Origin of the sequence: Deinococcus humi, from assembly GCF_014201875.1 — a bacterium.
GTDB lineage: Bacteria > Deinococcota > Deinococci > Deinococcales > Deinococcaceae > Deinococcus > Deinococcus humi.
In genome coordinates this window covers 423233-445951 of record NZ_JACHFL010000001.1, presented here as the reverse complement: position 1 = coordinate 445951, position 22719 = coordinate 423233, and the positions used below count along the sequence as shown (strand labels likewise).

Annotated in this window: 32 protein-coding genes and 1 tRNA gene; 19 read left to right on the top strand and 14 right to left on the bottom strand. The window is 65.4% G+C overall.

The annotated features are described in order from the left end of the window. The 4 genes from HNQ08_RS02360 to rplU form a co-directional block, all read right to left on the bottom strand. Window positions 1-660 carry a potassium channel family protein gene (locus HNQ08_RS02360; RefSeq protein WP_184127481.1) on the bottom strand — a complete coding sequence of 220 codons (660 nt, stop codon included), beginning with the start codon at window positions 658-660 and terminating at the stop codon, window positions 1-3. Window positions 661-703: 43 nt separating this feature from the next. Further along, on the bottom strand, window positions 704-2080 hold the full coding sequence (locus HNQ08_RS02355; protein ID WP_184127480.1) for a TrkH family potassium uptake protein: 1377 nt from the start codon (window positions 2078-2080) through the stop codon (window positions 704-706). Window positions 2081-2198: 118 nt separating this feature from the next. Continuing rightward, complete coding sequence (gene rpmA, locus HNQ08_RS02350) at window positions 2199-2483, bottom strand: 50S ribosomal protein L27 (RefSeq protein ID WP_184127479.1); 285 nt, start codon at window positions 2481-2483, stop codon at window positions 2199-2201. 16 nt (window positions 2484-2499) lie between these two features. Continuing rightward, complete coding sequence (gene rplU, locus HNQ08_RS02345; protein WP_184127478.1) at window positions 2500-2802, bottom strand: 50S ribosomal protein L21; 303 nt, start codon at window positions 2800-2802, stop codon at window positions 2500-2502. Window positions 2803-3417: 615 nt separating this feature from the next. Here rplU and HNQ08_RS27265 point away from each other — a divergent pair. The 3 genes from HNQ08_RS27265 (at window position 3418) to HNQ08_RS02330 (ending at window position 5751) form a co-directional block, all read left to right on the top strand. Beyond that, entirely contained in the window at window positions 3418-3564 is a 147-nt protein-coding gene (locus HNQ08_RS27265; protein ID WP_229789584.1) for a hypothetical protein, read from the top strand. Between the two features lie 83 nt (window positions 3565-3647). After that, entirely contained in the window at window positions 3648-4310 is a 663-nt protein-coding gene (locus HNQ08_RS02335) for a response regulator transcription factor (protein WP_184127477.1), read from the top strand. A 76-nt stretch (window positions 4311-4386) separates the two neighbouring features. Further along, window positions 4387-5751 (top strand): sensor histidine kinase, encoded by a 1365-nt coding sequence (locus HNQ08_RS02330; protein ID WP_229789672.1) that lies wholly within the window; start codon window positions 4387-4389, stop codon window positions 5749-5751. A gap of 202 nt (window positions 5752-5953) precedes the next feature. On the opposite strand, the gene HNQ08_RS02325 is transcribed toward HNQ08_RS02330, so the two are convergent. From HNQ08_RS02325 to HNQ08_RS02300, 6 genes are all read right to left on the bottom strand, one after another. Continuing rightward, window positions 5954-6964 (bottom strand): Ig-like domain-containing domain, encoded by a 1011-nt coding sequence (locus HNQ08_RS02325; protein ID WP_184127475.1) that lies wholly within the window; start codon window positions 6962-6964, stop codon window positions 5954-5956. Between the two features lie 108 nt (window positions 6965-7072). Continuing rightward, on the bottom strand, window positions 7073-7684 hold the full coding sequence (locus HNQ08_RS02320; protein ID WP_184127474.1) for a hypothetical protein: 612 nt from the start codon (window positions 7682-7684) through the stop codon (window positions 7073-7075). Between the two features lie 375 nt (window positions 7685-8059). Beyond that, window positions 8060-8135: transfer RNA gene (locus HNQ08_RS02315), tRNA-Trp, on the bottom strand. A 113-nt stretch (window positions 8136-8248) separates the two neighbouring features. Continuing rightward, window positions 8249-8839, bottom strand: a complete 591-nt coding sequence (locus HNQ08_RS02310; RefSeq protein ID WP_184127473.1) for a 2'-5' RNA ligase family protein — start codon at window positions 8837-8839, stop codon at window positions 8249-8251. A 58-nt stretch (window positions 8840-8897) separates the two neighbouring features. After that, on the bottom strand, window positions 8898-9563 hold the full coding sequence (locus tag HNQ08_RS02305) for a helix-turn-helix transcriptional regulator (RefSeq protein ID WP_184127472.1): 666 nt from the start codon (window positions 9561-9563) through the stop codon (window positions 8898-8900). Next, window positions 9560-10636 (bottom strand): Mrp/NBP35 family ATP-binding protein, encoded by a 1077-nt coding sequence (locus HNQ08_RS02300; protein WP_184127471.1) that lies wholly within the window; start codon window positions 10634-10636, stop codon window positions 9560-9562. Before HNQ08_RS02300 ends, HNQ08_RS02305 begins: the two co-directional genes overlap by 4 nt. Window positions 10637-10792: 156 nt before the next feature. Between HNQ08_RS02300 and HNQ08_RS02295 the strand changes: the two genes are divergently transcribed. Beyond that, on the top strand, window positions 10793-12505 hold the full coding sequence (locus HNQ08_RS02295; protein ID WP_184127470.1) for a hypothetical protein: 1713 nt from the start codon (window positions 10793-10795) through the stop codon (window positions 12503-12505). 36 nt (window positions 12506-12541) lie between these two features. Here HNQ08_RS02295 and HNQ08_RS02290 read toward each other — a convergent pair whose 3' ends face one another. Genes HNQ08_RS02290 through HNQ08_RS02275 form a run of 4 tightly spaced genes read right to left on the bottom strand, consistent with a single transcriptional unit; the run spans window position 12542 to window position 16067 of the window. Beyond that, window positions 12542-13618 carry a hypothetical protein gene (locus HNQ08_RS02290; RefSeq protein WP_184127469.1) on the bottom strand — a complete coding sequence of 359 codons (1077 nt, stop codon included), beginning with the start codon at window positions 13616-13618 and terminating at the stop codon, window positions 12542-12544. Window positions 13619-13675: 57 nt separating this feature from the next. Then, the gene (locus HNQ08_RS28175; RefSeq protein ID WP_184127468.1) at window positions 13676-13879 is read right to left on the bottom strand and encodes a DUF427 domain-containing protein; all 204 of its coding nucleotides are present in this window, start codon (window positions 13877-13879) and stop codon (window positions 13676-13678) included. Continuing rightward, a complete protein-coding gene (locus HNQ08_RS28070) occupies window positions 13857-15284 on the bottom strand; it encodes a recombinase family protein (protein WP_184127467.1) in 1428 nt (475 codons plus the stop codon). Before HNQ08_RS28070 ends, HNQ08_RS28175 begins: the two co-directional genes overlap by 23 nt. A gap of 3 nt (window positions 15285-15287) precedes the next feature. Continuing rightward, window positions 15288-16067 carry a S24/S26 family peptidase gene (locus HNQ08_RS02275; protein WP_184127466.1) on the bottom strand — a complete coding sequence of 260 codons (780 nt, stop codon included), beginning with the start codon at window positions 16065-16067 and terminating at the stop codon, window positions 15288-15290. A 165-nt stretch (window positions 16068-16232) separates the two neighbouring features. On the opposite strand from HNQ08_RS02275, the gene HNQ08_RS02270 reads away from it, so the two are divergent. From HNQ08_RS02270 to HNQ08_RS02200, 15 genes are all read left to right on the top strand, one after another. Beyond that, window positions 16233-16439: a hypothetical protein gene (locus HNQ08_RS02270; RefSeq protein ID WP_184127465.1), complete on the top strand. Its 207-nt coding sequence runs from the start codon at window positions 16233-16235 to the stop codon at window positions 16437-16439. Continuing rightward, the gene (locus HNQ08_RS02265; RefSeq protein ID WP_184127464.1) at window positions 16436-17257 is read left to right on the top strand and encodes a hypothetical protein; all 822 of its coding nucleotides are present in this window, start codon (window positions 16436-16438) and stop codon (window positions 17255-17257) included. Before HNQ08_RS02270 ends, HNQ08_RS02265 begins: the two co-directional genes overlap by 4 nt. After that, window positions 17254-17628 carry a hypothetical protein gene (locus HNQ08_RS02260; protein ID WP_184127463.1) on the top strand — a complete coding sequence of 125 codons (375 nt, stop codon included), beginning with the start codon at window positions 17254-17256 and terminating at the stop codon, window positions 17626-17628. Before HNQ08_RS02265 ends, HNQ08_RS02260 begins: the two co-directional genes overlap by 4 nt. After that, complete coding sequence (locus HNQ08_RS02255; protein WP_184127462.1) at window positions 17625-17837, top strand: hypothetical protein; 213 nt, start codon at window positions 17625-17627, stop codon at window positions 17835-17837. The genes HNQ08_RS02260 and HNQ08_RS02255 overlap by 4 nt, the downstream gene beginning before the upstream one ends. Continuing rightward, entirely contained in the window at window positions 17834-17980 is a 147-nt protein-coding gene (locus HNQ08_RS02250; protein WP_184127461.1) for a hypothetical protein, read from the top strand. Before HNQ08_RS02255 ends, HNQ08_RS02250 begins: the two co-directional genes overlap by 4 nt. Beyond that, on the top strand, window positions 17977-18162 hold the full coding sequence (locus HNQ08_RS02245; protein WP_184127460.1) for a hypothetical protein: 186 nt from the start codon (window positions 17977-17979) through the stop codon (window positions 18160-18162). The genes HNQ08_RS02250 and HNQ08_RS02245 overlap by 4 nt, the downstream gene beginning before the upstream one ends. Next, window positions 18159-18323, top strand: a complete 165-nt coding sequence (locus HNQ08_RS02240; RefSeq protein WP_184127459.1) for a hypothetical protein — start codon at window positions 18159-18161, stop codon at window positions 18321-18323. The genes HNQ08_RS02245 and HNQ08_RS02240 overlap by 4 nt, the downstream gene beginning before the upstream one ends. A gap of 469 nt (window positions 18324-18792) precedes the next feature. Further along, the gene (locus HNQ08_RS02235) at window positions 18793-19206 is read left to right on the top strand and encodes a hypothetical protein (RefSeq protein ID WP_184127458.1); all 414 of its coding nucleotides are present in this window, start codon (window positions 18793-18795) and stop codon (window positions 19204-19206) included. A 281-nt stretch (window positions 19207-19487) separates the two neighbouring features. Beyond that, window positions 19488-19847, top strand: coding sequence for a hypothetical protein (locus HNQ08_RS02230; RefSeq protein ID WP_184127457.1), 360 nt, complete (start codon window positions 19488-19490; stop codon window positions 19845-19847). Window positions 19848-19902: 55 nt separating this feature from the next. Beyond that, window positions 19903-20205: a hypothetical protein gene (locus HNQ08_RS02225; protein ID WP_184127456.1), complete on the top strand. Its 303-nt coding sequence runs from the start codon at window positions 19903-19905 to the stop codon at window positions 20203-20205. Then, on the top strand, window positions 20190-20339 hold the full coding sequence (locus tag HNQ08_RS02220) for a hypothetical protein (RefSeq protein ID WP_184127455.1): 150 nt from the start codon (window positions 20190-20192) through the stop codon (window positions 20337-20339). Before HNQ08_RS02225 ends, HNQ08_RS02220 begins: the two co-directional genes overlap by 16 nt. Then, window positions 20336-20986 carry an ERF family protein gene (locus HNQ08_RS02215; RefSeq protein WP_184127454.1) on the top strand — a complete coding sequence of 217 codons (651 nt, stop codon included), beginning with the start codon at window positions 20336-20338 and terminating at the stop codon, window positions 20984-20986. Before HNQ08_RS02220 ends, HNQ08_RS02215 begins: the two co-directional genes overlap by 4 nt. Window positions 20987-21348: 362 nt before the next feature. Next, complete coding sequence (locus tag HNQ08_RS02210; RefSeq protein ID WP_184127453.1) at window positions 21349-21990, top strand: hypothetical protein; 642 nt, start codon at window positions 21349-21351, stop codon at window positions 21988-21990. Then, a complete protein-coding gene (locus tag HNQ08_RS02205; RefSeq protein ID WP_184127452.1) occupies window positions 21977-22462 on the top strand; it encodes a hypothetical protein in 486 nt (161 codons plus the stop codon). Before HNQ08_RS02210 ends, HNQ08_RS02205 begins: the two co-directional genes overlap by 14 nt. Beyond that, window positions 22449-22667 (top strand): hypothetical protein, encoded by a 219-nt coding sequence (locus HNQ08_RS02200; RefSeq protein ID WP_184127451.1) that lies wholly within the window; start codon window positions 22449-22451, stop codon window positions 22665-22667. The genes HNQ08_RS02205 and HNQ08_RS02200 overlap by 14 nt, the downstream gene beginning before the upstream one ends. Window positions 22668-22719: the final 52 nt, after the last annotated feature.

Sequence of the window (22719 nt, the reverse complement as noted above, 5' to 3'; positions counted from 1 at the left end):
CTACTCCCCCAGATACCGCCGCAACTCGTCGATGTTGTGGCTGGTGCCGATCAGCACCAGTTTGTCGTGGGGCCGCAACTCATCCTCAGCACGGGGGGTCACCTCGATCTTGCCCGCGCGGCTGACCGCGATGATCTGCACGCCGAAGCGCCCGGTCAGGTTCAGATCGCGCAGGCTGCCCTTGAGCCGCTCGTTGGCCTCGATTTCCACGATGGCGTAGTCGCCGCCCAGATCCAGCGTGTCCACGATGTTGGGGGTGGCGATCTGACGGGCCAGCCGCACGCCCATGTCGTGTTCGGGGCGAATCACCAGATCCGCGCCGATGCGTTCCAGCACGCGCCGGGCCATCTCGTCCACCGCCTTGGTGACCACGTAGGCCGCGCCCAGACTCTTGGCATTCATGGTGGCGAGGATGTTGGCCTGCACGTCGGTGCCGATGGCCACCACCACCACGTCGAAATCACCCACCCCAATTGAGCGCAGCGCCCGCTCGTCGCTGGCGTCCACGATGGCCGCGTGCGTCACCAGGTTCATGACCCGTTCCACGTTTTCCTCGTTGTGGTCCACCGCCACGACTTCGTGGCCCATTTCATAGAGGGTGGTGGCGACGGCGGTGCCGAAACGGCCCAGGCCGATCACGAGGCATTGTTTGGTCTTCATTCAGTCGGTTTCCTTTGGGATGCGGCACGCGCGCCCGTTTCCCTCACCCCACCAGAATATCCCGCTCTGGCGGGTACTTGATGTTGCGCCTCTGGGTACTGCGCAGGCTGAAGGCCACCGCGAAGGTCAGTGGGCCAATCCGGCCCAGGTACATCAGCGCGGTCAGGATCAGCAACCCCGGATCGTTCAGCAGGTGGGTGGTGTTCATGCTCAGACCCACCGTGGCGGCGGCACTGACCGTCTCGAAGAGCAGGTGCGTGAAGCCCAGCTTTGGGTTGGTGGCGAGCATCAGAAAGAATGCCCCGGTCACCAGCAGCGTGTACAGAGTGGTGATGCTGCCGGCTCGCACCACATTCTCACCCAGCACCCGCCGCTGAAACACGATCAGCTCTCCACGTCCGCGCACCATGTTCCACGCGCTGCCCACCAGGATGGCGAAGGTGCTGGTTTTGATGCCGCCACCCGTCGAGCCGCTGTTCGCCCCGATGAACATCAGGCCGATGAGGGTGAAGATGGTGGCCGTGTTCATCGCCTCAATATCAACGGTGGAGAAGCCGCCCGAACGTGGTGTCATGCTCTGGAAAAAGGCAGACAGGAACTTGCCGGGCGTGGACAGCGCCCCGAGGGTCTTGCTGTTCTCCCACTCCAGGACCAAGATCACCAGCGTGCCCAGCGCCAGCAGCACGCCAGTGGTCAGCATGGTCAGGCGGCTGTAGACCAGCAGGCGGTTCTTGCGCGGGTTCAGCAGGTGCGAGACGTAGTTCAGCTGAACTAGAAAACCCAGCCCGCCCAGGATCACCAGCGCGCTGATGGTCAGGCAGACCAGCGGGTCCTGCGCGTAAGGGCTCATGCCGCTCGCCAGCACCACGAAACCGCCGTTGTTGTAGGCGCTCACCGAGTGGAAGATGGCCTGATACAGACCCTCACCCAGCCCGTACTGCGGCACGAAGCGGAAGGACAGCAGCACCGCGCCGATCAGCTCAGTCACCAGCGTATACGTCAGGATGGCCCGCAGCAGCGGCAGCACGCCGCCCACGCTCAGGGCGTTCAGCTGCGCCACCAGGCCCTGCCGCTCGCTGAAGTTCAGCCTCCGGCCCGTCAGGAAGGCAAACAGCGTGCCGAAGGTCAGGATGCCCAGTCCACCGATCTGCACCAGGACGATGATGATGACCTGTCCTAGCCGCGTGAACGCCTCGCCCGTGTCGGCCACCACCAGACCGGTGATACAGATGGCGCTGGTGGCCGTGAACAGCAGGTCCACACTGGTCAGCGCCGCCCCGCCTGCCCGCTGAACGCCGGGCAGGTGCAGCAGGCCGGTGCCGATCAAGATGCCCACGGCGTACACCAGCGCCAGCAGTTGTGCGGGCGTCAGCCGGGCACTCAGGGCACGGCGGGGCAGGGAATCGGAGCGGCGGGTCACTGAAGAGGGCAGTCTAAGAGGCGGGGGGGGCGAGGGTCAAACCGGCGGAGTTCTGGAACAGCACAAGGGCCAGAACACCCGCAAGTGTCCTGGCCCCTGGACCGCAGAACGACGTGAATCAGTCGGCGGCGATTTCAGTGGGGGCAGCGTTCACAGCTTCAATGCTGATGAAGCGGCCCGTGTTGCCCCGGTTGCTAAAGACGACGCGGCCATGCTCCAGTGCGAACAGGGTGTGATCGCGGCCCATGCCCACGCCGGGGCCAGCCTTGAACTTGGTGCCGCGCTGGCGGACCAGGATATTGCCGGCCTTGACCACTTCGCCGCCAAACTTCTTGACGCCCAGGTACTTGGGCTGGCTGTCACGTCCGTTCTTGGACGAACCTACGCCTTTCTTGTGTGCCATGTCGTTCTACCTCCCCTTAACCCTTGATCCCGGTGATTTTGATCGCCGTGAAATCCTGGCGGTGGCCGGTGCGGCGGCGGTACTGGACGCCGCTCTTGTACTTGCGGATGTAGATCTTCGGGCCGCGGCCGTGCTCCACGACTTCGGCATTCACCACGTAGTTGCTCACGGCGTCGCCGAACAGGGCGCTCTCACCGCCCACGAAGATGGGGGTCAGGTCCAGCGTGTCGCCGGCCTCGCCCGCCAGGCTTTCCACGCGGATCACGTCGCCTTCCTGCACGCGGTACTGCTTGCCGCCGGTCTGAATAATTGCAAACATCGTCTACCTTCCTTGTGCTGCCGCCGCCCGAACGCTGCCTGACGTGGCGTCTTTGCTGCTGCGCCCGCGCACCTGCTTCTGGGCACAACATACCAACTTGGGACTCTAACACAAACGAGAACGCCCCGTTGCCAGAAAGAGGAAAGCTCTCTCAGACAGCGGGGTGGCACAGGTCACACGCCCCAACAAAGGGGGCAATAAAGTGTGGAGTGTGCGTGTTCCCGTGTCTGTGAAGGTGTCCTCGCGGTACACCTGGACTCATGGTCCTGAAATCAGGATGGCGAGTCGCGCTTTCTCTATCCTCCGGCGCGGCTGGGCAAAAGGCCTGACCGCTGCGAAGATCCAGCATAGCAAATCCATGCCGCGAAGGGCCAGAGAGGAGAACTTCATCTCGGCCCGCCGCGTAGGAGGGGAGGTGATCACCCGCCTCAAACCCATCTGACACAACGCGCTGGCCCCACTGTTTGTCGTTTGGGATCACTGCACACCCATGACAGCGCGGTCGGGCCCAGTGCTGGTGCTGGCCTATGCCCTAAGTCTTATCGACCTAATTCCTGTGTAGGCCTGGGTGACGGTCTGCTGGTGGTACCTGCGGTTCTGGCGTTGGCTACCCGCTTGTTGCCGACCCCAGTGCTAGTCAGCACCCACACCCGTAGCGCCGCGCTGCAACGCCGTCTGCCGTGGCTATTGCCCCTGGTGGGCATCAGTCTGGTTATGGGGTTGGGTCTGTTGCGCTGGGGGCTGCGGCAGGGTCTGAGCTGATACAGCCCTGAGCTCAGGGCGAGGCGGGCTTTCTCTGTCGTGCCTAACGCCCCCTTAACCCTGCCCGCTACACTGGCCCACATATGCGCCTACTGCTGGTGGAAGACGATCCGCGCATCGCCGGGCCGACGGTGGAAGCGCTGCGGGAGGCAGGTTATGCCGTGACCTGGGCGCAGACTGGCCCTAAGGGGCTGGAGGCCGCACTGCTGAGCGACTTTCCATTGGTCGTGTTGGACGTGATGCTGCCCGGCATAGACGGCTTCGAGATCGCGCGCGAACTGCGCGGGAATGGTATCGAGTCGGCCATCCTGTTCCTCACCGCGCGCGGCGATCTGGGGGACCGGGTGCAGGGGCTGGACCTGGGCGGCGACGCGTATCTGGTCAAGCCGTTCGCCGTGCCGGAACTGCTGGCGACCTTGCGGGCGCTGTCGCGGCGGGAACGGGGCCAAACTGCGCCGCAGGTCACGTTCGGGGCCGGGCGCGGTGCGCTGGACACGGTGGCCCGCACCGTGGCGTGGGACGGCGCGGAGGTGGCAGTCACAGGCCGTGAATACTCGCTGCTCGAAGCCCTGGCGCTGACGCCCGAACGCTGGTTCACGCGAGAGGAGCTGCTGGACCGTGTGTGGGGGCCGGAATTTGGCGGCGAGGCCCGCATCGTGGACGTCTATGTACGCTACGTGCGGCGCAAACTGGCCCCGGAGGCGATCACCAGCGAGCGCGGGCGCGGTTACCGGGTGGAACGGTGAGGATCAGGTGGTGGAGCGCCGGGATGCGGACGATGGACTGTGTGGTCTGGAGACAACCCACTGCCCTCCACCCGTGATACGCCTGACCTTGCGCCTGCGTCTGGCGCTGTTCTCAGCACTGGCCACCGGATTGGCCGTGTTGCTGGTGGCCACAGGCCTCTTCTTCGCCGTCAACAGTTTTCTGCGGCAGGCGCAGATCGAGCGGCTGCTGACCACCAGCGCGGTGATCGCGGTGCAACTGGACGCGGCCTTGCAGCGGGCCAGCGACCGCAACTGGCCCTTCGGCGTGACGAAGGTGGGGATCACCCAGGAGACCCTGGAACGGCTGATTGACACCAGGGGACAGAACCGCACGGTGGAGGTCAGAATCCAGCTCCCCGGCGGCGGGCCACTCTCCGAAGTCCACACCACGCGCTTTCCGCCGGGTGTGCCGCTGGACCTGCCCCTTGGCGTGGGCGTCAGCGGTGATCAGCTGTTGACGGTGCAGGACCTGCGCGGCTCGGACCTGCGCCTGACCGTGATCTCAGACGCGCGGGCGCTGGGTGAGGCGAGAGAGGCGTTTACGCGGGCGCTAGCGTGGCTGCTGCCGTTGGCGCTGCTGCTGGCGCTGGGCATGGGCTTCTTTGTGGCCGGGCGGCTGCTACGCCCCGTGCGGACACTGGAAAATGCGGCGCGCGAGGTGGGCGAGGGCGCGCAGCTGCGGCGTCCCCTGCCCGGCGCGGGCGAGGCCGACGAGCTGTCCCGGCTGGCGCTGACCCTGCAGGGCACCTTCGCCCGACTGGCCGACGCCCGTGATCGCGAGCAAGCCTTCATGCGGGCGGCCGCCCACGATCTGCGCTCGCCGCTGGCCGCCCTGACCGCCCGCGTGGAGGGCAGTCTGGCGCGTGACCGGGACCCCGCGCGCTACCGCAGCGACCTTCAGGAAATCGGCACCGACATCACGCGGTTGTCCACACTAACCAACCATCTGCTGCTGCTGGCGCGGGATGCCTCGCAACTGGCCCATGCGCCCGTGCCCTTGCGTGAACTGGCCGCCGATGCCGTGGACCGAGCCCGTGAGCTGGAGCCGGAAGCAGACGTTGACCTGATCGCCCCTCAGCCGCTGACGGTGGCCGGGGACCGGGTCCTGCTGGGACAGGCGATCTGGAACCTGACCATGAACGCCGTGCGCCACGCCCCTGGCGCCACCGTGACCGTCACGCTGGAGGGCGCGGAGGGCTGGGCCACCGTGACCGTCCACGATGACGGCCCTGGGGTGGGGGCGGACGTCCTGGCCCGTCTGGGCGAGGCCTTTTACCGCCCGGACGCCAGCCGCAGCGGCGAGGGCCATGGTCTGGGCCTGGCCCTGGTTCGCCGCGCCGCCGAGTTGCACGGCGGCACGCTGACCCTGAGCAGTGCGCCGGGTGAAGGCTTCACGGCGGCGCTGCACCTGCCTGCGTAGTCAGAAGAATCCATCGCTTGAGCGCACTAAAAGAAGTAGGACAAAGCCAACGGAATGCGGGGCTGGTCATGCGGAGCCGCAGGACAGCGAGCGGTGGGCATGAGTGGTCGACCTGTTTGACGCGCTTCCCTCCTCTAGGAGGCGTGCCTGTGGCGCTGAGCTGATGAACACCTGCGCAGCAGACCTCCGAAACATTCCGGAATCAGGGTGCCAGGTAGTGGAGTTCTAGGCCCGGCGCACGTGCACTGTCCTCCGCAGTTGCGAAATCGGCGAAGCCATAGTTGCCTTCAGGCTGATCCTTCGGGAAGCGCAACCGGTACTGCGTGCGGTTGCCACGTGCCGCCCGGTTCCTCACGTCGTCACGCACCTGGGCCAGCACCTCCGCGCTCCTCCGCTTTAGGGAGGCGTCCGTCGAGAAGGTGGGCGTCACCAGACTCAGAGCCGGGAGGCCGAAATCGGCGATGGTGAGCTGATCACCGTAACTCACTCCCTCCAGAATCAACTTTTCTGCCTCAGTGCTCATGTCGGCGTACGCGCTCGTTGGGTAAACCGTAACCTGCTCCAGACTCAGGGTGGCGGCCGAGATGTCTTCCGGGGCCACGGTCAGGGGCAGGCCAGACAGATCGAAGCTGAAAAACGCCCGAACGGACACCGTGGCGTACCCCTCCGGCACCATGTCGGACATGCCGCCAGCCCGGGCGATTTTGGAGCCGATTTGCGCGTTGGAGGACGCCGTGTTGCGGCTGGACGTGTAGCCGTCCAGGCCTGCCTGGCTCCCCAGCACCGTCTTGAACAGCCGGGCCGTCTTGAAACTCACTGTGGACTCCGGGAGTGTTCCTCCGCTGAGGCTGGCCGCACTTGGTCCCACCAGGAAGCTGTAGGTCATGGGCGCCGCCGTGCCGTCGGCGTAGCTGAGGTCGCCTTTCGGATCGACCGTCACCTTCGTGCCGTTCGCATTCCACACGAACGTCACCTCATCACGGCGCAGCCCATCGGAGAACGACACGTAAGCCGCCTCCACCGACGCACGGTTCATGGGTTGGCTGAAGCTCAGTTCGATGTTCGTGTCCTTGCGCACGCCAACCGCACCGTTCGCTGGGCTGACGGCCAGGAGTTCCGGCGCGCCGGTCACAGGGCCGGGCGTCCCTCCGCCACAGGCAGTCAGGCCAAGGGTCACGAGCAGAACCAGCGCCGATGTGCGTCCATCATTCATGGTAATTACTCCTCGTGGCGGGCGTCCCCGTTGGCTTTCCGAACTGCTGAAGACATGAAGGGCGCCCACAGCGCAATACTCCGATTCCTTGCCACACGGCCCGCGCCCTCACTTCTTGCAGGTAAGCAGGACACGCAGGCTGGGGTCAGGAATGCTGTATTTCACCTCTGCGTAGGGGGGAAGGGCACCATTGATCTGTAGGATGAACTTGCTGGGCTTCAGGGCCTGCGCCTGTGCCTCGGTGGTTCCTCTGGGATACGCGAAACGCAGCGTGAACGTATTCACACCGCCCTGAAGCACATCCTGACTCCAGGGCTTCAGGAAGTCGGCGTCGTTCAGCGCCAGCGTGCTTCCATCCGTCAGGACCAGTGTCGGCTGGCTCCCCCCGCTGCTCGCCCCGAAGCCGGTGTTCATCAGCGAGGTGGTCTTTTGGGCGCCGTTTCTCATCTCAACCTTGACCGCCCAGCCGGGAGTGTCCGGACTTCCGGGATCTGCGGTCCGGATCGGGCTGAGCGACACGACCTTGACGCGCCAGATGCCGTTGAACAGCGTCTGGTTGATGCATCCCTCAAGCGCCGTGATCTGGTTGGCCCCGCCGGCCACTGTGGTGGCTGGTGAACCCGCCCCATTCTGGGTCAGGGTCAGGGTGTTCCCCTTGAGGCTGCCGGTGATCCCCAGCACCTTCAGGGCGGAGAGCGGCACGTACGTCTCCCCGTTCATGACGACCGCAGGTTTGGCTGCGGCTTGTCCATTGACGATGAGGCTGTAACTCCCCGCGGCAAGAGCGACCCCCGTCAGCCCCAGGGCAAGCCCGCCGATGACTCCCGACCTTCTGCGTATGGCCATATGTGCCCCTGTGCCGCCAACCCTCGTGGAGTGGGGCGTTCTGTCGCTGAGACATGAACGCAGAGGGGGCTACGCGGTACGCTTTCAGCATACTCTCCGGAATCGGTAGAACACATTCAAAGAGCTGGTGAGGGTGCCAGTTGCGCTGAAGCCGTGGCTCCCACGACACCATGACGCCAAGGGACTCCAGAACAACCATTGCAGTGAGCTTAGAAAACGAAAAAACTCCGCTTGATGCGGAGTTTGGCGTGGCGGGCCCTGCAGGACTTGAACCTACGACCCTCGGTTTTGGAGACCGATGCTCTACCAACTGAGCTAAGGACCCTTGCCAAGATTGAATCAACTATCACCCGCCGGAGCGAGGCACAGGCTCGCGGGCCTGTACAGGTTAGCAGAGCCTGGGAAACGGTGCAAGGCGTGCGTGACCGTTCAAGCTCCCTAACTTGGGGCGGCTTCCGCCTCGTTCCGCAATCCTTCCTCATCCGGCGGCAGGACCAGTGGGAAGGTGTGGAGTTCTTGCACCTCGCCCCTTTCCTCGCGGGTCAGGCTCAGGGCCTGGACAGAGAAGTGTTGCAACGGGGGTGTCAGGGCCCGCACCTGCTCCCACAGCAGGTCCTCGGCCCAGGGCAGGATGCCCAGCGCCAGCGTCAGGTGTGGGCGGTAGTCGGCACCGTCGTAGGGTGCGCGGCTGGAGGGACCAATCTCCAGCACGCGGGCGTGCAAGTCGGCCAGCGCGGGGTCCAGTTCGAACTCCAGAAAGATCACCCCGCTCAGGCGTTTCCAGCCCCGCACCCGGACCTCCAGGGCCGGCTCGCCGCGCAGACCATTGCGGAAGGCGGCCACCAATTCGCTGCCCTCCAGACTGGTCTGAAACGGAGCGCGCAGATTCAGGTGCGGGAGGCCGAAGCCGCTGACGTTCAGCCTGGCCTGGGTGCGGCGCATCCAGGTGTCCAACACCTGCGGAGGCCAGGCCACCAAGCTGTACAGCGGCCTGGGCGACTCGGGAATGGGGGGCAGCAGGTGGGTCATGCGACAGTCCTGGGCTTACTGTACCGTCTCATGTTCCAGTCAGCTTGACCTGTCGGGTTCAGCCGACGATACGGTAGCGGCACGCAGCCTGCCCGCAGGCGATGCGGCTCTCGCGCACAACGCGTGTGCCCAGCAGCTCGGCGTACAGCCGCAACTCCGAGTCGCAGAGCTGGCTGTATTGCCGGGCCACCGTCAGGTTGGGACAATTGCGCTGGGTCAGGCACCAGTCAGCGCCGTCCTTTTCCAGCACGGGATCGAAGCCCATGTCCGTGAGCAGGACCGCGAGCCGCCGGATCCGGTCTTCCAGCGGCAGGTGGTTCGGCAGATCGTTTTGAAGTCGCGCGGCGATCTCGACGTTGCGGGCGTCGAGCACTTTCAGGACCGCACCGTCGCCGAACAGGCCCTCGACATGGCGCAGCACGTCCACACACAGGCCCGAATAGGTGCGCGGAAAAGCCGCCTCGCCGCGCTCAGTCAGGCTGAAGACGTGCTGGGGCCGTCCGCGCCCGCCGGGGCGCTCGGTACGCGAGAGCAGCAGGCCCTGCTCCTGCAGGTCTCCCAGATGACGGCGCGCCGCAGGGACACTGACCTCCAGCCGCGCGGCCAGATCCTGCGCAGTCTGCGGGCCATGGCGTTTGACCAGTTCCAGCAGCCGCACCTTGGTCCGCTCAGGGGGGGCAGGTGGCGGCTGCGGGGCGACCGCGTGGGCAGCGCCGATGGTCATACGACGGTCAACTGGTCCGGCAGATCGGCCAGAGACTGTGCGAGTTCCTTGTTCACCGCCAGCACGCTGACCTGGCCGGCCAGATTGCGGGCCACCCCGATCAGAGCCTGCGCGGCGGGAGTGGCCGGGTGGGCCAGCACGGCAGGGGTTCCGGCGTCGGCATCTTTGCGCACGTCCATGTCAATGGGGACCTCGCCCAGCAATGGGTACTGTTCACCCAGCTTGCGGCTGCCTCCGCGTCCGAACAGGTCATAGGTGTTCCCGGTGTCCGGCGCGACGAAGTAACTCATGTTCTCGACCACGCCCAGCACCGGCACGCTGGCTTTGCGGAACATGTCGATGGCCCGCGCCGCGTCAATCAGGGCCACGTCCTGGGGGGTGGTCACGATCACTGCCCCGGTGACCTGCACGGTCTGGGTCAGCGACAACTGCACATCCCCGGTACCCGGCGGCAGGTCCACGATCAGGTAATCGAGCTCGCCCCAGGCCGCGTCCTTGACGAACTGCTGAACAGCCGAATGCAGCATCGGCCCGCGCCACACCAGCGCCTGCCCTGCAGGGGACAGGTTGGCCATGCTGATGAATTTCAGCCCGTGGGCCTCAATGGGCTGCATCTTGCGCTCGGCGTTGGCAGTCACGCGCGCCGCGCCCTGACCCAGCATGTGCGCCACGCTGGGGCCGTACACGTCGGCGTCCAGCAGGCCCACCCGCGCGCCGTCTGCCGCCAGCGAGGCCGCCAGATTGACTGCCACGCTGCTCTTGCCCACGCCGCCCTTGCCGCTGCCCACCAGCAGCACATGTTTGACCCCAGGCAGCGCGGGCTGCGCGGCCATCCGCACGGTCGCGCCGAAGGTCACAGCCGCCTCGCTCACGCCAGGAACGGCCAGAACGGCCTCACGGACCTCGCGTTCGATCTGGCCCTTGAGCGGACACGCCGGGGTGGTCAGATTGACCTTGATCTGGGCCACACCGCCCACCACCTCGGCCCGCTCGATCATGCCCAGCGAGACCAGATCGCGGTGCAGTTCCGGGTCGTTCACGGTGCTCAGGGCAGCCATCAAGGCGTCATGCATGCGGCCATTAGTAGCGCAAAGCCGGGCAGGGGGACAAGCCACAGGCTCACAGTGGCGGGCAGGGGCAATGTGTTGCGTGGGTGGCGGAAACGGTCAGGTTCGCCCCCCGGTTTCTGACGCTGTGACCCTGAGGACGGGCCGTCTATACTGGGCCGCGTGAAGCCCATTGGCCCCTACGTGGCAGTTCAGGCCCTGCCTCCTCCGGTGACTGGTGCGGCGGCGGCCAGCAGCCTGATCCGGACACTGCGGGCCACCGATCGGCTGACCGGTATTCCCGTGTTGCTGCATCTGCTGCCCCATGCCCAGAGCCTGCCCGAACTGCCCGTCTCGCCGCATCTGCTGCCGGTGGTGGACAGTGGGATGGACGGCGAACAGGCCTATCTGGTCACCGAACTGCCGCTGCAGGCCCACCCCGCCCGTGACCCGCTCCTGACCGCGCGCGGCGCGCTGGCGGCGCTGAGCACGCTGCATGGGCAGGGCCTGTCGCATGGCGGGATCAGTGCGGCGCAACTCTGGAACCATGACGGCGGCGTGGCGCTGGCTGGGGCAGGCCTGCTCTGGCGCCAGGACGCCACGCCCCAGGCCGATCTGAGCGATCTGGCGCTTGCCCTGCAGGACATGGGCGCGTTGCCTGAAGTCCTGAGGCCTCTGCGGGACCACCCCGGCAGCCTGAGTGCGCGTGAGGCGCTGGTCCTGCTGGACGGCGCCCCACCTTCGGCTGAGACACCCCAGCCCGCCTCGGATGGGGCCACCGAACCGACGCCATCGAAACCGCCGGGCCTGGAGGCCAGGGGGTCTGGAGTTGATCCCGCCGGAACCGGTGGGGGGGAGGACGGTTCCGCTACGCCTCACGTCAGGGTGGTGGCCAGATACCAGCGCCAGGAGGCGAGTGGCGCGACCACGATGGCACCATCCAGTTCAGAAGAGACTTCCGGAACATCCATGCCGGAGAAGCCGGGGGGCGACGTCAGGCGGCAGGAGGGTGACGCTCCGCCCACTGGCCCCCGGGTTTCTCCGTTCTCCAACGCTCCTGCAGGCCAGCCCGAGACGCCGCAAGAGCGCCGCAAGCGCCAGAACGACGAGCGGCGTGAGCAGGCCATGCTGGACAGTCAGGCCGCCGCCCGGCGCAAGGCCGCCCGCCTGAAGGCCCAGAAGGAAGAGGAAGAGCGTGAGGCGGCCAGCGCCGCGGAGCAGGCGGCGCGCGGGGTGCCGGTGCCCGAACCCTTCCAGATGGGCTTTGTGGCCGCGCCGGAAGATGGTGAGGCCCGTCCAGGCAATGATCCTCAGGCGCGTCAGATCGAGCGTCTGCCAGCCTCGTTGCGCCGCCCGGCAGAAGCGCCGCTACAGGGCACCGTTCAGCGGCTTCCCGGCGGGGACGCCGGTCCCACCCGTTCACCGTCGCGCAACCTCACGCCCATCCGCATCGGCTGGGACGAGGACGATTCCTGGCGGGTGGTCCGCACCGCTCCCAAGGCGCGTCCGGCCCCGCCGCTCCTACGCTGGGTGCCGCTTGCCCTGGCGTTGATCGTACTGCTGGTCCTGGCGCTGGTGTGGGCACTGGGCGCAGCCCGCACGTCTGCGATCACGGCTGGCACCGCTTCGGCTGTGTCGGGAAGCAAGTCCTCACCGGGTGCCGTCACCTTCACCGTGCGCGGCGCGGCCGGGGTCACAGCCCGCCTCAGCGTGGTCTCGGCTCCCGATGGCGCGAACCTGAGCGCCGATCAGAACCTGGGCGTCGTGCCCGGCCAGATCCGTTTTCCGGTGGCGGGCACCTACCGTCTCAAGGTCCTCGCCCGGGGGTATCGCCCGGCCACTCTGGACCTCACGGTTCCGCGCACGCAGCCCGTGACCATAGACCTGGGCAACTGAAAGCGCTTCGGCTCCTTGCGCGCAGACTCTCTGGATTCAGGAGGGATCACGGGCCTGGGCCGGCTGCGGCGGACTGTTCCAGGGATCGGGGATTGGGGCGGGCGTGCTGCCGGGCAGGCCCGAGTCCAGCACGGTGGCGACATTCGTAGCAAAACCGCGTGACCACGCCATCAGCAGGATCAGCAACGTCGAGAACAGGGCGCCGCCGAGCATGGCTGCCGCTCCAAGCAGCAGGGTGACCCGCAGGGCGGCGGGCGTCACGCCCAGCGCGGCCAGCTGCGGGTCATTCAACGGCGCGCCGCCCACAAACGCGGAAACCGCCACGAGCGGCAGGCCGCCCAGCAGCAGTCCGGCCAGTCCCAGGACCAGCAGCACCACAGTGAACAGCAACCAAGGGTCCAGCGCACGAGCGGCAGGGCGAACGGCCAGTGGCCTCCGTGCCCTCTGCACCACTGCGTCCAGCCAGCGCCGAACTGAGCCCAGGATCAGCCAGGTGATGACAAGAGTGGGGAGCCCCTGGACGAGGATTCCCAGCACCAGTGTTGCGGTTTCGAGTGGCCCGAGGCCCGGGAAGGTCTGGGGATCGCCTCGTCTCATCAGCCCGAGCATCAGCGGCAGCGCCAGCAGCGGCAGTAGCATCTGCACGATGGGCGCGATCTGCCCCAGTGTGATCCAGGGGCGTACCGTCAGTGCGCTACGCTCCAGTGCATCGAGATGAGCGGCACTGGGGCTGAGGGTCTGGTCCCGCACCGCTCCTACCGTTTTCCGGTCCACCAGAATGGCCCACACGCAGAGGGCCGTTCCTAGCAAGGTCAGAATCAGCAAGGCGGGGAGCGTCCAGTTCGGAACCAATCCGGCAAAGTCTAACTGGGCGAGATCGCCGTTGCTCCATTGATCCAGTGAGGCCAGCCAGCGCGGCAGCGTCCTGAAGCTCAGCCACAGCACCCAAGCCCCCAACAGTCCACCCAGCGCTGTGAGGGCCGCCAGGACGCCCAGTGCGCCCACGATACGCCCGCCCCGGAGCGTGACCCCGGCGCGGGCTGCCGTGAGTTCGGCGGCAGTGGGGGGCAACGCTGGAAAACCAGTCGGCGCGTCAGGGGGCGGCTGGGTCACCCCCGTATGGTGACACGACCCGCCACGTGCCGATTATCCCGGGCTGACCGTGCCCGCTCAGTCTGCCGTGATCTCCACGCCCTTCCAGAAGGCCACGCGATCCCTGATCTGTTGCGCGGCGTCCTTCGGCTGGGGGTAGTACCACGCGGCGTCTGGGTTGCGCTGGCCGCCCACCTCCAGCGTGTGGTAGCTGGCGGTTCCCTTCCACGGGCAGACCGAAAAGAATCCCCCAGTTGTGCTACAGCTCCACCGGGGGATCAAGCTCCACCCTCACCGCCCCATCCATGCTCACCCGCACCGTCAGGCCCAACCGATCTGCCAGTTCATCCAGCGGCGCATCCTTCCAGCGGGCCAGCCGTGCCTGCAATGCCTCCAGATCAGGGCCGGGGGGCGGCGTGGGGGCCGGAGCATTCAGCACCGCCTCACGCTGGCGTTTCAGATCGGCGCGGCGCTCAGCGTACTCCTGCGGGGTGTACGCATCGGCCATGTACGCGGCTTCTAACTTGTCCTCCCGGCGCTTGAGTTCGGCCAGCGCGGGGCCGTGATCCGGGGCAGGCCGTTCGGGGAGGCGGGCCATGTCCAACAGGGCCGCGTCATCCGTCGCCACGCTGTCGAGCGCCTGCCTGACGAGGGCGTGAAGCTGTTCAGGCGGGTAGTGTCGATGGTGCGGGCAGGGGCGGCCCCCGTCATAAGCCGTGCTGCCCACAGAGCGGCAGGCGTAGTACCCGTACTTGCGCCCGGACAGGCTGAGGCCGCGCATCACGCGCCCGCACTCCCCACAGCGCAGGTGGCCGGACAATGGGTACATGGCGGCCCGCAGAGGGTTGGACGTGCCTGCCCTGGCGTTGCGCTGATCGAGGCGGTGGTTGACGGCCTCCCACAGCTCAGGGCTGACGAGGGCCGGAACCTCGCACGCCGCTTTGACAATGCCCTTGCCCCGCTTCCTGCGCCCGTACTGATACTCCCCCTTGTACATGGGATTCCTGACTAAATCCCTCAAGGTGCTGGCCGTCCACAGCTTGCCCGCCCGCGTCCGCACGCCCAGGGCGTCTAATTCTGTGGCGAGGGCATGGGCGCCCACATGCTGAAAGCGGGTGTAGATGTGGATGAGCCACGCCGCCTCCACATCATCCCGCACGCCCTGACGCCAGCCGTACCCGTTCAGGGGGTTGGCAGGCTCACCGGGGCGGCCCGACAGGGGATTGCCTGCCACTTTGGCGACACGGGCACGGGCGAGCTTCTTTGTCAGAGAACGGTGGTCGCTGTCTGCGAACAGACTTCTGACTCCGAAGCTGAGCATTGATCCCTCGTCCTCTGGATCAATCGCGCCCATGTCCGTGCTGTGAACCTCAAGCCCTGTCTCTAGCAGCTCGTCCAGCACGGTATAGATGACGCGGTTGCGCCTGCCCAGCCTGTCCACTGAGCTGATGACCACTGCCTCATAGCGGGGCGCAGCGTCAAGCAGGGCGTCCAGTTGCTCCCTGCGGTGCCGGGTGCCGCTGATGGTGTCGCTGTAGGTCTGCATGATCTGGAGGCCATGACGGGCGGCGTAGGCGCTAATCAGGCCCGCCTGAACCTGCAAGCCGAACCGATCATCCCCGGACTGCGCCTCACTGGACACCCGGAGGTAGGCGGCGGCAGAGCGGAGTTTGTCAGAATCTGGCACGGCCTAGAGCGGCACAACCTGGGGGTAATGACGCACGGCGCGGCCCCGCACCTCTACCTCATCAGGGCGAATCGGCGGGTGGCTCCGGTTGTCACTGACCAGCCACAGTTGCCCGTCTGCCAGCCGTTCGACGCGCTTAATGCAATGGCCGTCTCCGATGATGTGGAAGACGTACACGCGGCCTACAGCCAATTCAAGCTCACTGGGATCAACAGCGACATGATCGCCGTCACGCAATGTTGGGTGCATGGAATCACCCGAAATGCGGACAATTTCATGGCTCGGATTGTATTCGTCTAAAGACAAGCGGACGTACCCCACAAGATTTGACTCTGAATAGAACGCACGACCCGCAGCAGCAAGGCCACGCACGGGCACGCGAATGGTTTCAGGGGCCTCAACATACTGCGCCGAGAGTGTATCTGTTCTTACATGTTGATGAGCGTCTATCCCTAAAGCCTCAAAGACCCACCCCACATTGCGGGGGCGGGCAGGCTCAGGCGCATTCGATGGCACGTATAGACCTGTCAGGGCGTACCAGTCCTCGGCGCTCACGCCCGCCGTCAGCCGGATCGCCTCACGCACTTCCGGGCTGGCCTTGGACAGTGACCGCGTGCCCGACTCTAGCTTGTTGATGTAGTCCGGCTTCACGCCGCCTTCCGGGTAGGCCGACATGGCCGCCGTGAAGTCCGGGCGATTCAGGCCCGTATCCTCGCGCAGCTTGCGGACCACGCGGCCCAGCATCTCCGCCCGCTCCTGCTCTTCGGGTGTGATTTTAGCCATGTCGAGAGGCGGGACGTGGAATAGGCGTGGATGGGGCACGGAGTACATAGCACATATACGCCAAGAGTGCGCGAAAAGTTGCGGGCGTGGCTAAAATGGCCCCTGAGTCACGTCTAGGCGTGATCTGGTATTGACAAAGAGTTTTCTCAGGCTTATTCTGGACCCATGACCAACTACGAAGCCCGCGCCCAGCGCATCAGGGACGCCCTGAGCGCCACTGGGCATTCTGGCCGCTGGCTGCACCGCGAAAGCGGCGTGAGCCTTCCCACGGTGCAAAACATGCTCACCGGGAAGACCCGCGCCACGCATCCGGTGCTGACTCTTTTGGAAATCACGTTGGGTCTAGATCACGTCCAGAAGGAGGCCGTGTGAGCGAATCCGCCCCGCGTCTGTTCGGAAGCCAAGAAAAACCCTCGCGTGCTGGCGAGGGGAAGGAAGTCCAGATGAAAGACCTTTCGATCACTCTACCAGACGGCGGGCAAGTCAGGAAGACCGCCGACGGACGCATGAGCGTCTATGACTTGCTGAAGAACTGCGGGGCCGTGAACCCCCGGGTGACGTTCAAGCGCCTGTCGGCCGAATATCCCGAGGTTGTAACCGGGTGTTACAACCTGAAGTTCCCGGGCAGCGGGCAGCGGGCCACCCCCACGGCAGATGAGGCGGGCTGGCGTCAGATCAAGATGGTTCTCCCCGGCGTGATTGGCGCGTCTTACCGCGCCGCCGTGAGCGACTTGATTGAAAAGGCTCTGTCGGGTGACATTGCCACCGCCGCCGCCATTGCCGAACGCAACAACGACGCACGCGATCTGGAATGGCTGGGCGCACGCGCCCTGAGCAAAAGCACAGTGCTGGACCTGAACGGGGCCATCAGCGCGGCGGGCTGCGGACAGCGCACCTACGCCAAGGTTCACGACAGCAACAACGTCAACGTAACCGGACTGACCGCTGGCGAGATTCAGGCGGAGCGCGGCGTCAAGCAGACCCGTGACGGGCTGGACGTGGTGGAGCTGGGCTTGATGATCGCCCTACAGGGCACGCAGACCCGACAGATCAAGGACAGCGGCGCACGCGGGGACGGGCAGGTTCTGAGCATCGTCCACACCAGCGGGGCGCATATCGCCAATCTTCGCCGCGTCCTTGTAGGCCCGCGCCCCTACCCCAACAACGGCCTGTTGACGGTGGACGTATGACCCGCGCCGCCCATCCGCCCCTCTACCTGAAATCCATCACCACCCGTGACGGCTCCTCTGTCTCCGCCGCCCTGACCCGCGCTCTGGCTTCTGCCGATCCAGTGACGGCCTTTGACGCCCGCTGCGAGGTGCGGGACGCGAGGCGGCAGGAACGGCTGGCCGCGCAGGGCATGACGCACTCGCGCTGTGACCGCTGCAACAGGCGGCGCGTGCTGAGCTGGGAAGGCGGGGAATGCACGGAACACGATCCGAACACCGATAGCGGCATGTGCGAGGGCATCTACCGCGCCGCGCCCGACACCCTGAGCCTGAGCAACGGCCTGGGCGGGGTGGCGCAGGTGCGGTACAGCGTGAACGGGGCGCGGGTATGAGCTGGGGCGCGAGACAGGCTTATGACGCCCTCGCCCGCCGCGCTGCCGAACTGCATGACGTTTACCTAGCCCATCAGGAAACGGCTTACCGCGCTCAGCGACACGCCGAAGACAGCGCAAGAAGAGCAGCCGATGCCTATACCGATTATCGGGACGCACGGAATAAAGCGGCGGCAGCTTTTGACGCGCTGAACGAGGCGGCCCAGTGATCCGCCTCGCCGCACCCCTCGCCCTGTTCGCTGCTGGCCTCTACCACTCTGCCGGAAGCGCCCCTGACGCCCTCAGCCTGGGCCTGATCGTGGGGGCCGGACTGCTGGGCGGACTGGGCGTGCTGAGCAGGAGGCGGGCGTGAAGCGCCTGAACTGGGCCGCAGAAGGCCCCCGCCTCACCGTGGCCGAAGCCAACGCCTGCCGCAACGAATGGATTGCAGGCATGGAATACCTGCCCGCCGATCACCCCGCCTACATCGCCCGCCTGCACCTCATCCGCACCCACGAACGGCTGAGGATTGCCGCCATTGAAGGCCGCAAGTGACTGCGCTGGCCCTTGTCGTCTTTGCCGCCCTGATCGGGTTGGGCGTGTACGTGAAAGCCCGCTGGGAGCGCGAGGAAGAGCAATGGGCACGCGGCGAACGCTGCCCGATCTGCGGCAAGCACGTTGAGCGCTGCCACGGGCACGAAGGAATCCAGAACTAAGCCGCTCAACCCGATGGGAGGGCCGGGTAAGTCCTCTCTCCATTGCCTCTAGGGGCGTGCAGCATGACAATTTCGCAACAAGGTAGGCCATCACAGGGGCCAGCCGCCCGCCATGCCGGGGATGCATGAACGACTGGGCCAGAGCAGGCCACCGATGAACCGGGGAGAGATGGGCGTGTGGGTGACGCGCCGCTCAGAGACGCCGAGTGAGGGCCAGACCTGCCACCGCCAGCCGAACACTGTTTCAAAAGCCTTCCGGTAGCTCCGCCGGGTCACATACGCAGAGCCGTTCAGCCGCACGCAAAGGCAACCGCCTCCCTCGGATATGGGAAGCGGCGCGGGCACACAGAAGGTTGTCGAGGCCGTTCTGTGTGCCGTTACGCGCCGAATGTTCAAAAAGTTTCAGAGTTTCAGATTCTGACAGCTTCTCAAATCTGAGACTTTCTGTCACATAAACAGGAGGCGCACCATGTACGACGGACAACTCGAACTGGAATACACCTGCGTTGGGTGCCACGAAAACACCTACCCGAAGCGGCTCATGTCTGGCTATTGCTATGACTGCCTGTTCGGCGGCATGACGCAAGAGGAAATCGAGGCAGAGAGCCGGGAGCATGAACAGCGCCGGGAGGATGACACGGATCGCTACCTGTTCAGCTATGCCCGTGACGTGGTGGGCGGGAAGCACACGGTAGAGACTGCCGCCCGCGCCTGCTATGCCAGCCGGGAGGAAATGCAGGAAGCCGTGGATGATCTGCGCCAGCAGGACGCCGACGATGAAGCGGCCTATCAGGACTATTTGACTTACTGCGCTGCTGAACGCCGCGCCGCGCACATCCACCGCGCTCTGAGGCGTGGGGCCGCTTACGCCCGCACTCGCTAATCCCCTCCAACCCATCCCCCTGGCGGGCACCCTGCCGCGTCAGCCGTCGCGCGGCAAAGGGAGGATCAAAAGAAAGCGCCTCCGGGGGACACCGGGGCGCTGGGAGGATCGTTATGAGCGTAGGGCATCTATTCAAGATAGGGGACCGGGTACGAATCGCGGAGAAAAAAGAGCGACACTACGGCGAAGAGTTCACCGTGACAGCCGTAATTCCGCCCGAGGCCCCACGGGGAGGCGGGCTTGGCTATGTTAATGGGATTGTAAACGGTGAGTACATAACCGTGCACTTCTACGAAGTCACCCTCATCGCCCCTGCCCCCACCACTTCTGGCCCGTACATGGCCCAGCACCACCCGGACGGCACGCTGACGCTGACGCCCGTGCAGGAAGCGGAGAAGGTAGAGGAGAGACGGGAACCCGAGTTCGGTGAAGTTTGGCAGATGCGCGACGAGCGGCTTGTGCTGATTGCTAGCGACCACCGCACCGATTTCAGGCCCTGGCCCATTGTCTTGAACCATGAGGGCACTGGCCCCGTTATCCCGGCAGAAGAGACCTATGCGACACGGGCATTGGGAGCGGGCAACTTGACGTTCGCCTATTCCTCCCTCGCTGCCGCCGTCGCCGCTGGCGCAATCAAGTAAAGCCCCATTCAAACCAAATCCCCCGCCATCGCACGGCGGGGGATTGGAGGTTCTTATGTCCTACCAGGAGCATAGCAAATGCATCAGGGAGCGCATCACTGACGCCCTGCTCACGGCGGGCCTCACCGGACGAGAGGCCATTGACTGCGCGGGCTGGCTGGCCGGGCTGCCGGAAGGCCACCTGCCCCACCTGGACGCGCTCTGCGGAGAGGGAGCGCAACTCGTCATGGAACAGATTGAGAACGAAAAGAATCTGCACGCGCTGGCTGAGCATTACCGGGCCGTCCGTCGCACCGAGGGAATGTACCCGACGCCTGAACAGAGGCGCATGGAGGACACCCAATGGCGGCGGTTCTGAGGGCGCGGCGCTGGGAGCTGGAAGCCGAGTGGGAGCGGCTTGTCCTGGGCTACGGCCCGACAGACTGGCCCGCTGCGCGGCTCATCAATCGGCGCATCAGGAACATCAAGAGGCAACTGAGGGAGAAGGCATGAACCACAGTGAGACAGTCGGCAAACTGGCAGAAGCGCTCAGCAAGGCGCAAGGCGTCTTCGGACATGTTGAGAAGGACGGCAAAAGTCACCACGGCAAATACGCGACACTGGCCGCCGTGCTGGAAACGGTACGCGGCGGGCTGGCAGACAACGGGCTGAGCATCGTGCAGGCCCCTGGCACCGAGGGCAACACCGTCACCGTCACCACGCGCATCATGCACAGCAGCGGGGAATGGCTGGAAACCACTGTGAGCGCCCCGGCAGCGACGGACATACAGAAATTGGGGAGCAGCATAAGTTATCTACGCCGCTATTCCCTGATGGCGGTATTAAGCCTCGCCGCAGATGACGACGATGACGGCAACGCGGCCATGAAAGGCCCCCAGAAGGCCCAGCGTCCCGCGCCCCGCCCCAGTGCCCCACCTGCGCCCGCCCCGGCTGATTCTGAGCCGCTGGGCAAGGAAGCAGGCGCACGCCTTCACGCGCAACTGGGAGCCATGCTCAAAGGGACAGACGTTGAACCACTCACGCATGTTGACTTCGTGGCCCAGGTGATCGGGCGGGAGGTTGCTGGGCTGAGCGAATTGACGCGGGCGGAAAGCAAGATCGTCTACAGCGCCGCCAAGCAAAAGAGCGAGGCCGCGTGAATGAGCAGGGCGTCTGCGGCACATGCAGGCACGGTGAACCGGGCGAGTTCGGCATGATCGTCTGCCTGCTGGGCTGGGAGGCGCACGACGGACTTCAACCCGTGTACGACATGAGGACGAAAAAGCGCCTGCCCTGCCACATGGGGCACGGGGAACTGGCCGCCCCAGAAGCCACGCCGGATTGTCGGTGCGGCTGCGTGCCAGATCGGTGGATACCGAAGAAAACCACACACAACAGCACCGCCCGCGTGGACTAGACGCGGGCGGTGCTTCATTCTCGGAGGTGCATCATTCCGGCTCCTGCCACAGATACGGTGTCCGAGCCGCTAGGGTTCCGAAACAAGCGGCACACCCCCTACACGATGGTCGCCAATGCCATGCTGCGCGATCCGCGCCTCAGCCTGAAAGCAAAAGGACTGCTGGCCGTGATGCTCAGCGTCCCCGATGAACGGCCCTACCGCATGTCCCAAGTGGAAGCCGTGAGCGACGATGGACGCGACGCCCACCGCACCGCCCTGCGCGAACTGGAAGCGGCAGGCTACGTCAGCCGTCAGCAGACACGCAACGCACAGGGCAAACTGGGCGAAACGGAATACCGCGTGTCAGACGCGCTTCTCACCGTGGACGGGAAAGCCGTCGACGGAAAAGCCGTCCACGGTTCAAACATCGTCCCAGACGCGAAAAAGGCCCTGGAGGTTCCACCTGCCCTTGCCGCCCGCCCGCAGTTTGCAGAGGCGTGGCAGGAATGGCGCAGCTATCGCCGGGAACGCCGTCTATCACGCACAGATCGCGTGCTGAAAGCCCAGCTTGCTTTCCTGGCTGAGCAGCCCAACCCGGAAGCGTGCATCCGCCAGACCATCACAAACGGCTGGAACGGCCTGTTTGAACTGAAAGGCCAGTTCGGCAAGCCGCAAACACCTGGAGAAGCAAACGCCCGCTCACTCGATACCGCCCGGCAGACACACCGGGTTCTCTCGGAGGGAAACGACAATGACCCTTTCTAGCACTGCCTTCAGCGCCTCATGGGCCATCCTGTGCGACAGATTCAACCGCCAGTTCAACGACGCCACCGTGCGGATTTACCACAAGACGCTTTCCGCCGAACTCACCGATGAGCAGTTTCAGAAAGCCTGCGCCGCCGCTTTCCGGTTTGAGGTGTTCTTCCCCACACCTCAGCAGCTCATTGAATACGGGCTGGGCGGGCGTGATGCCAGCAGCCGCGCCCTGAAACGATGGGTCGAGATGATGGAAGCCGCGCAGGCGGGCGAAACGGCCACACAGGACAAGCTGGAACGGAAGCTGCTCATGCGGGCCACGAACGGGCAACCGCTGGGCAGCATCCCCCACAAGGAATTGCCGTGGGTGGAAAAGGCGTGGGTGCGCCTGTATACCGATCACCTGATGGAACTGGCGCAGAACAACGCCCCGGCCCTCGCCCCCCTGACCGTCCAGGAGTTGCCAAATGCTAGCGACTGACAGCGACAGGCGGGCAGGCAAGCCGCAGACGCTGGGTGAAGCGCTGGGCTACGCGCCAGACGGCCCGCTGGAACTGAACACCGCCGAACAAGCGACGTGCCACGTCTGCGGGCATGAGCCGCGCCTGTACACCCACTTCAGCCCCGGAGGGCGCGAAATCGTCATCTGGATTCCCCAGGATCACCGATGCGTGAAACGTGCTTAAACGCCCTCCCAGACGACAAAAAATGGTAAAATAGTCATGAGTGAAGCCGCGC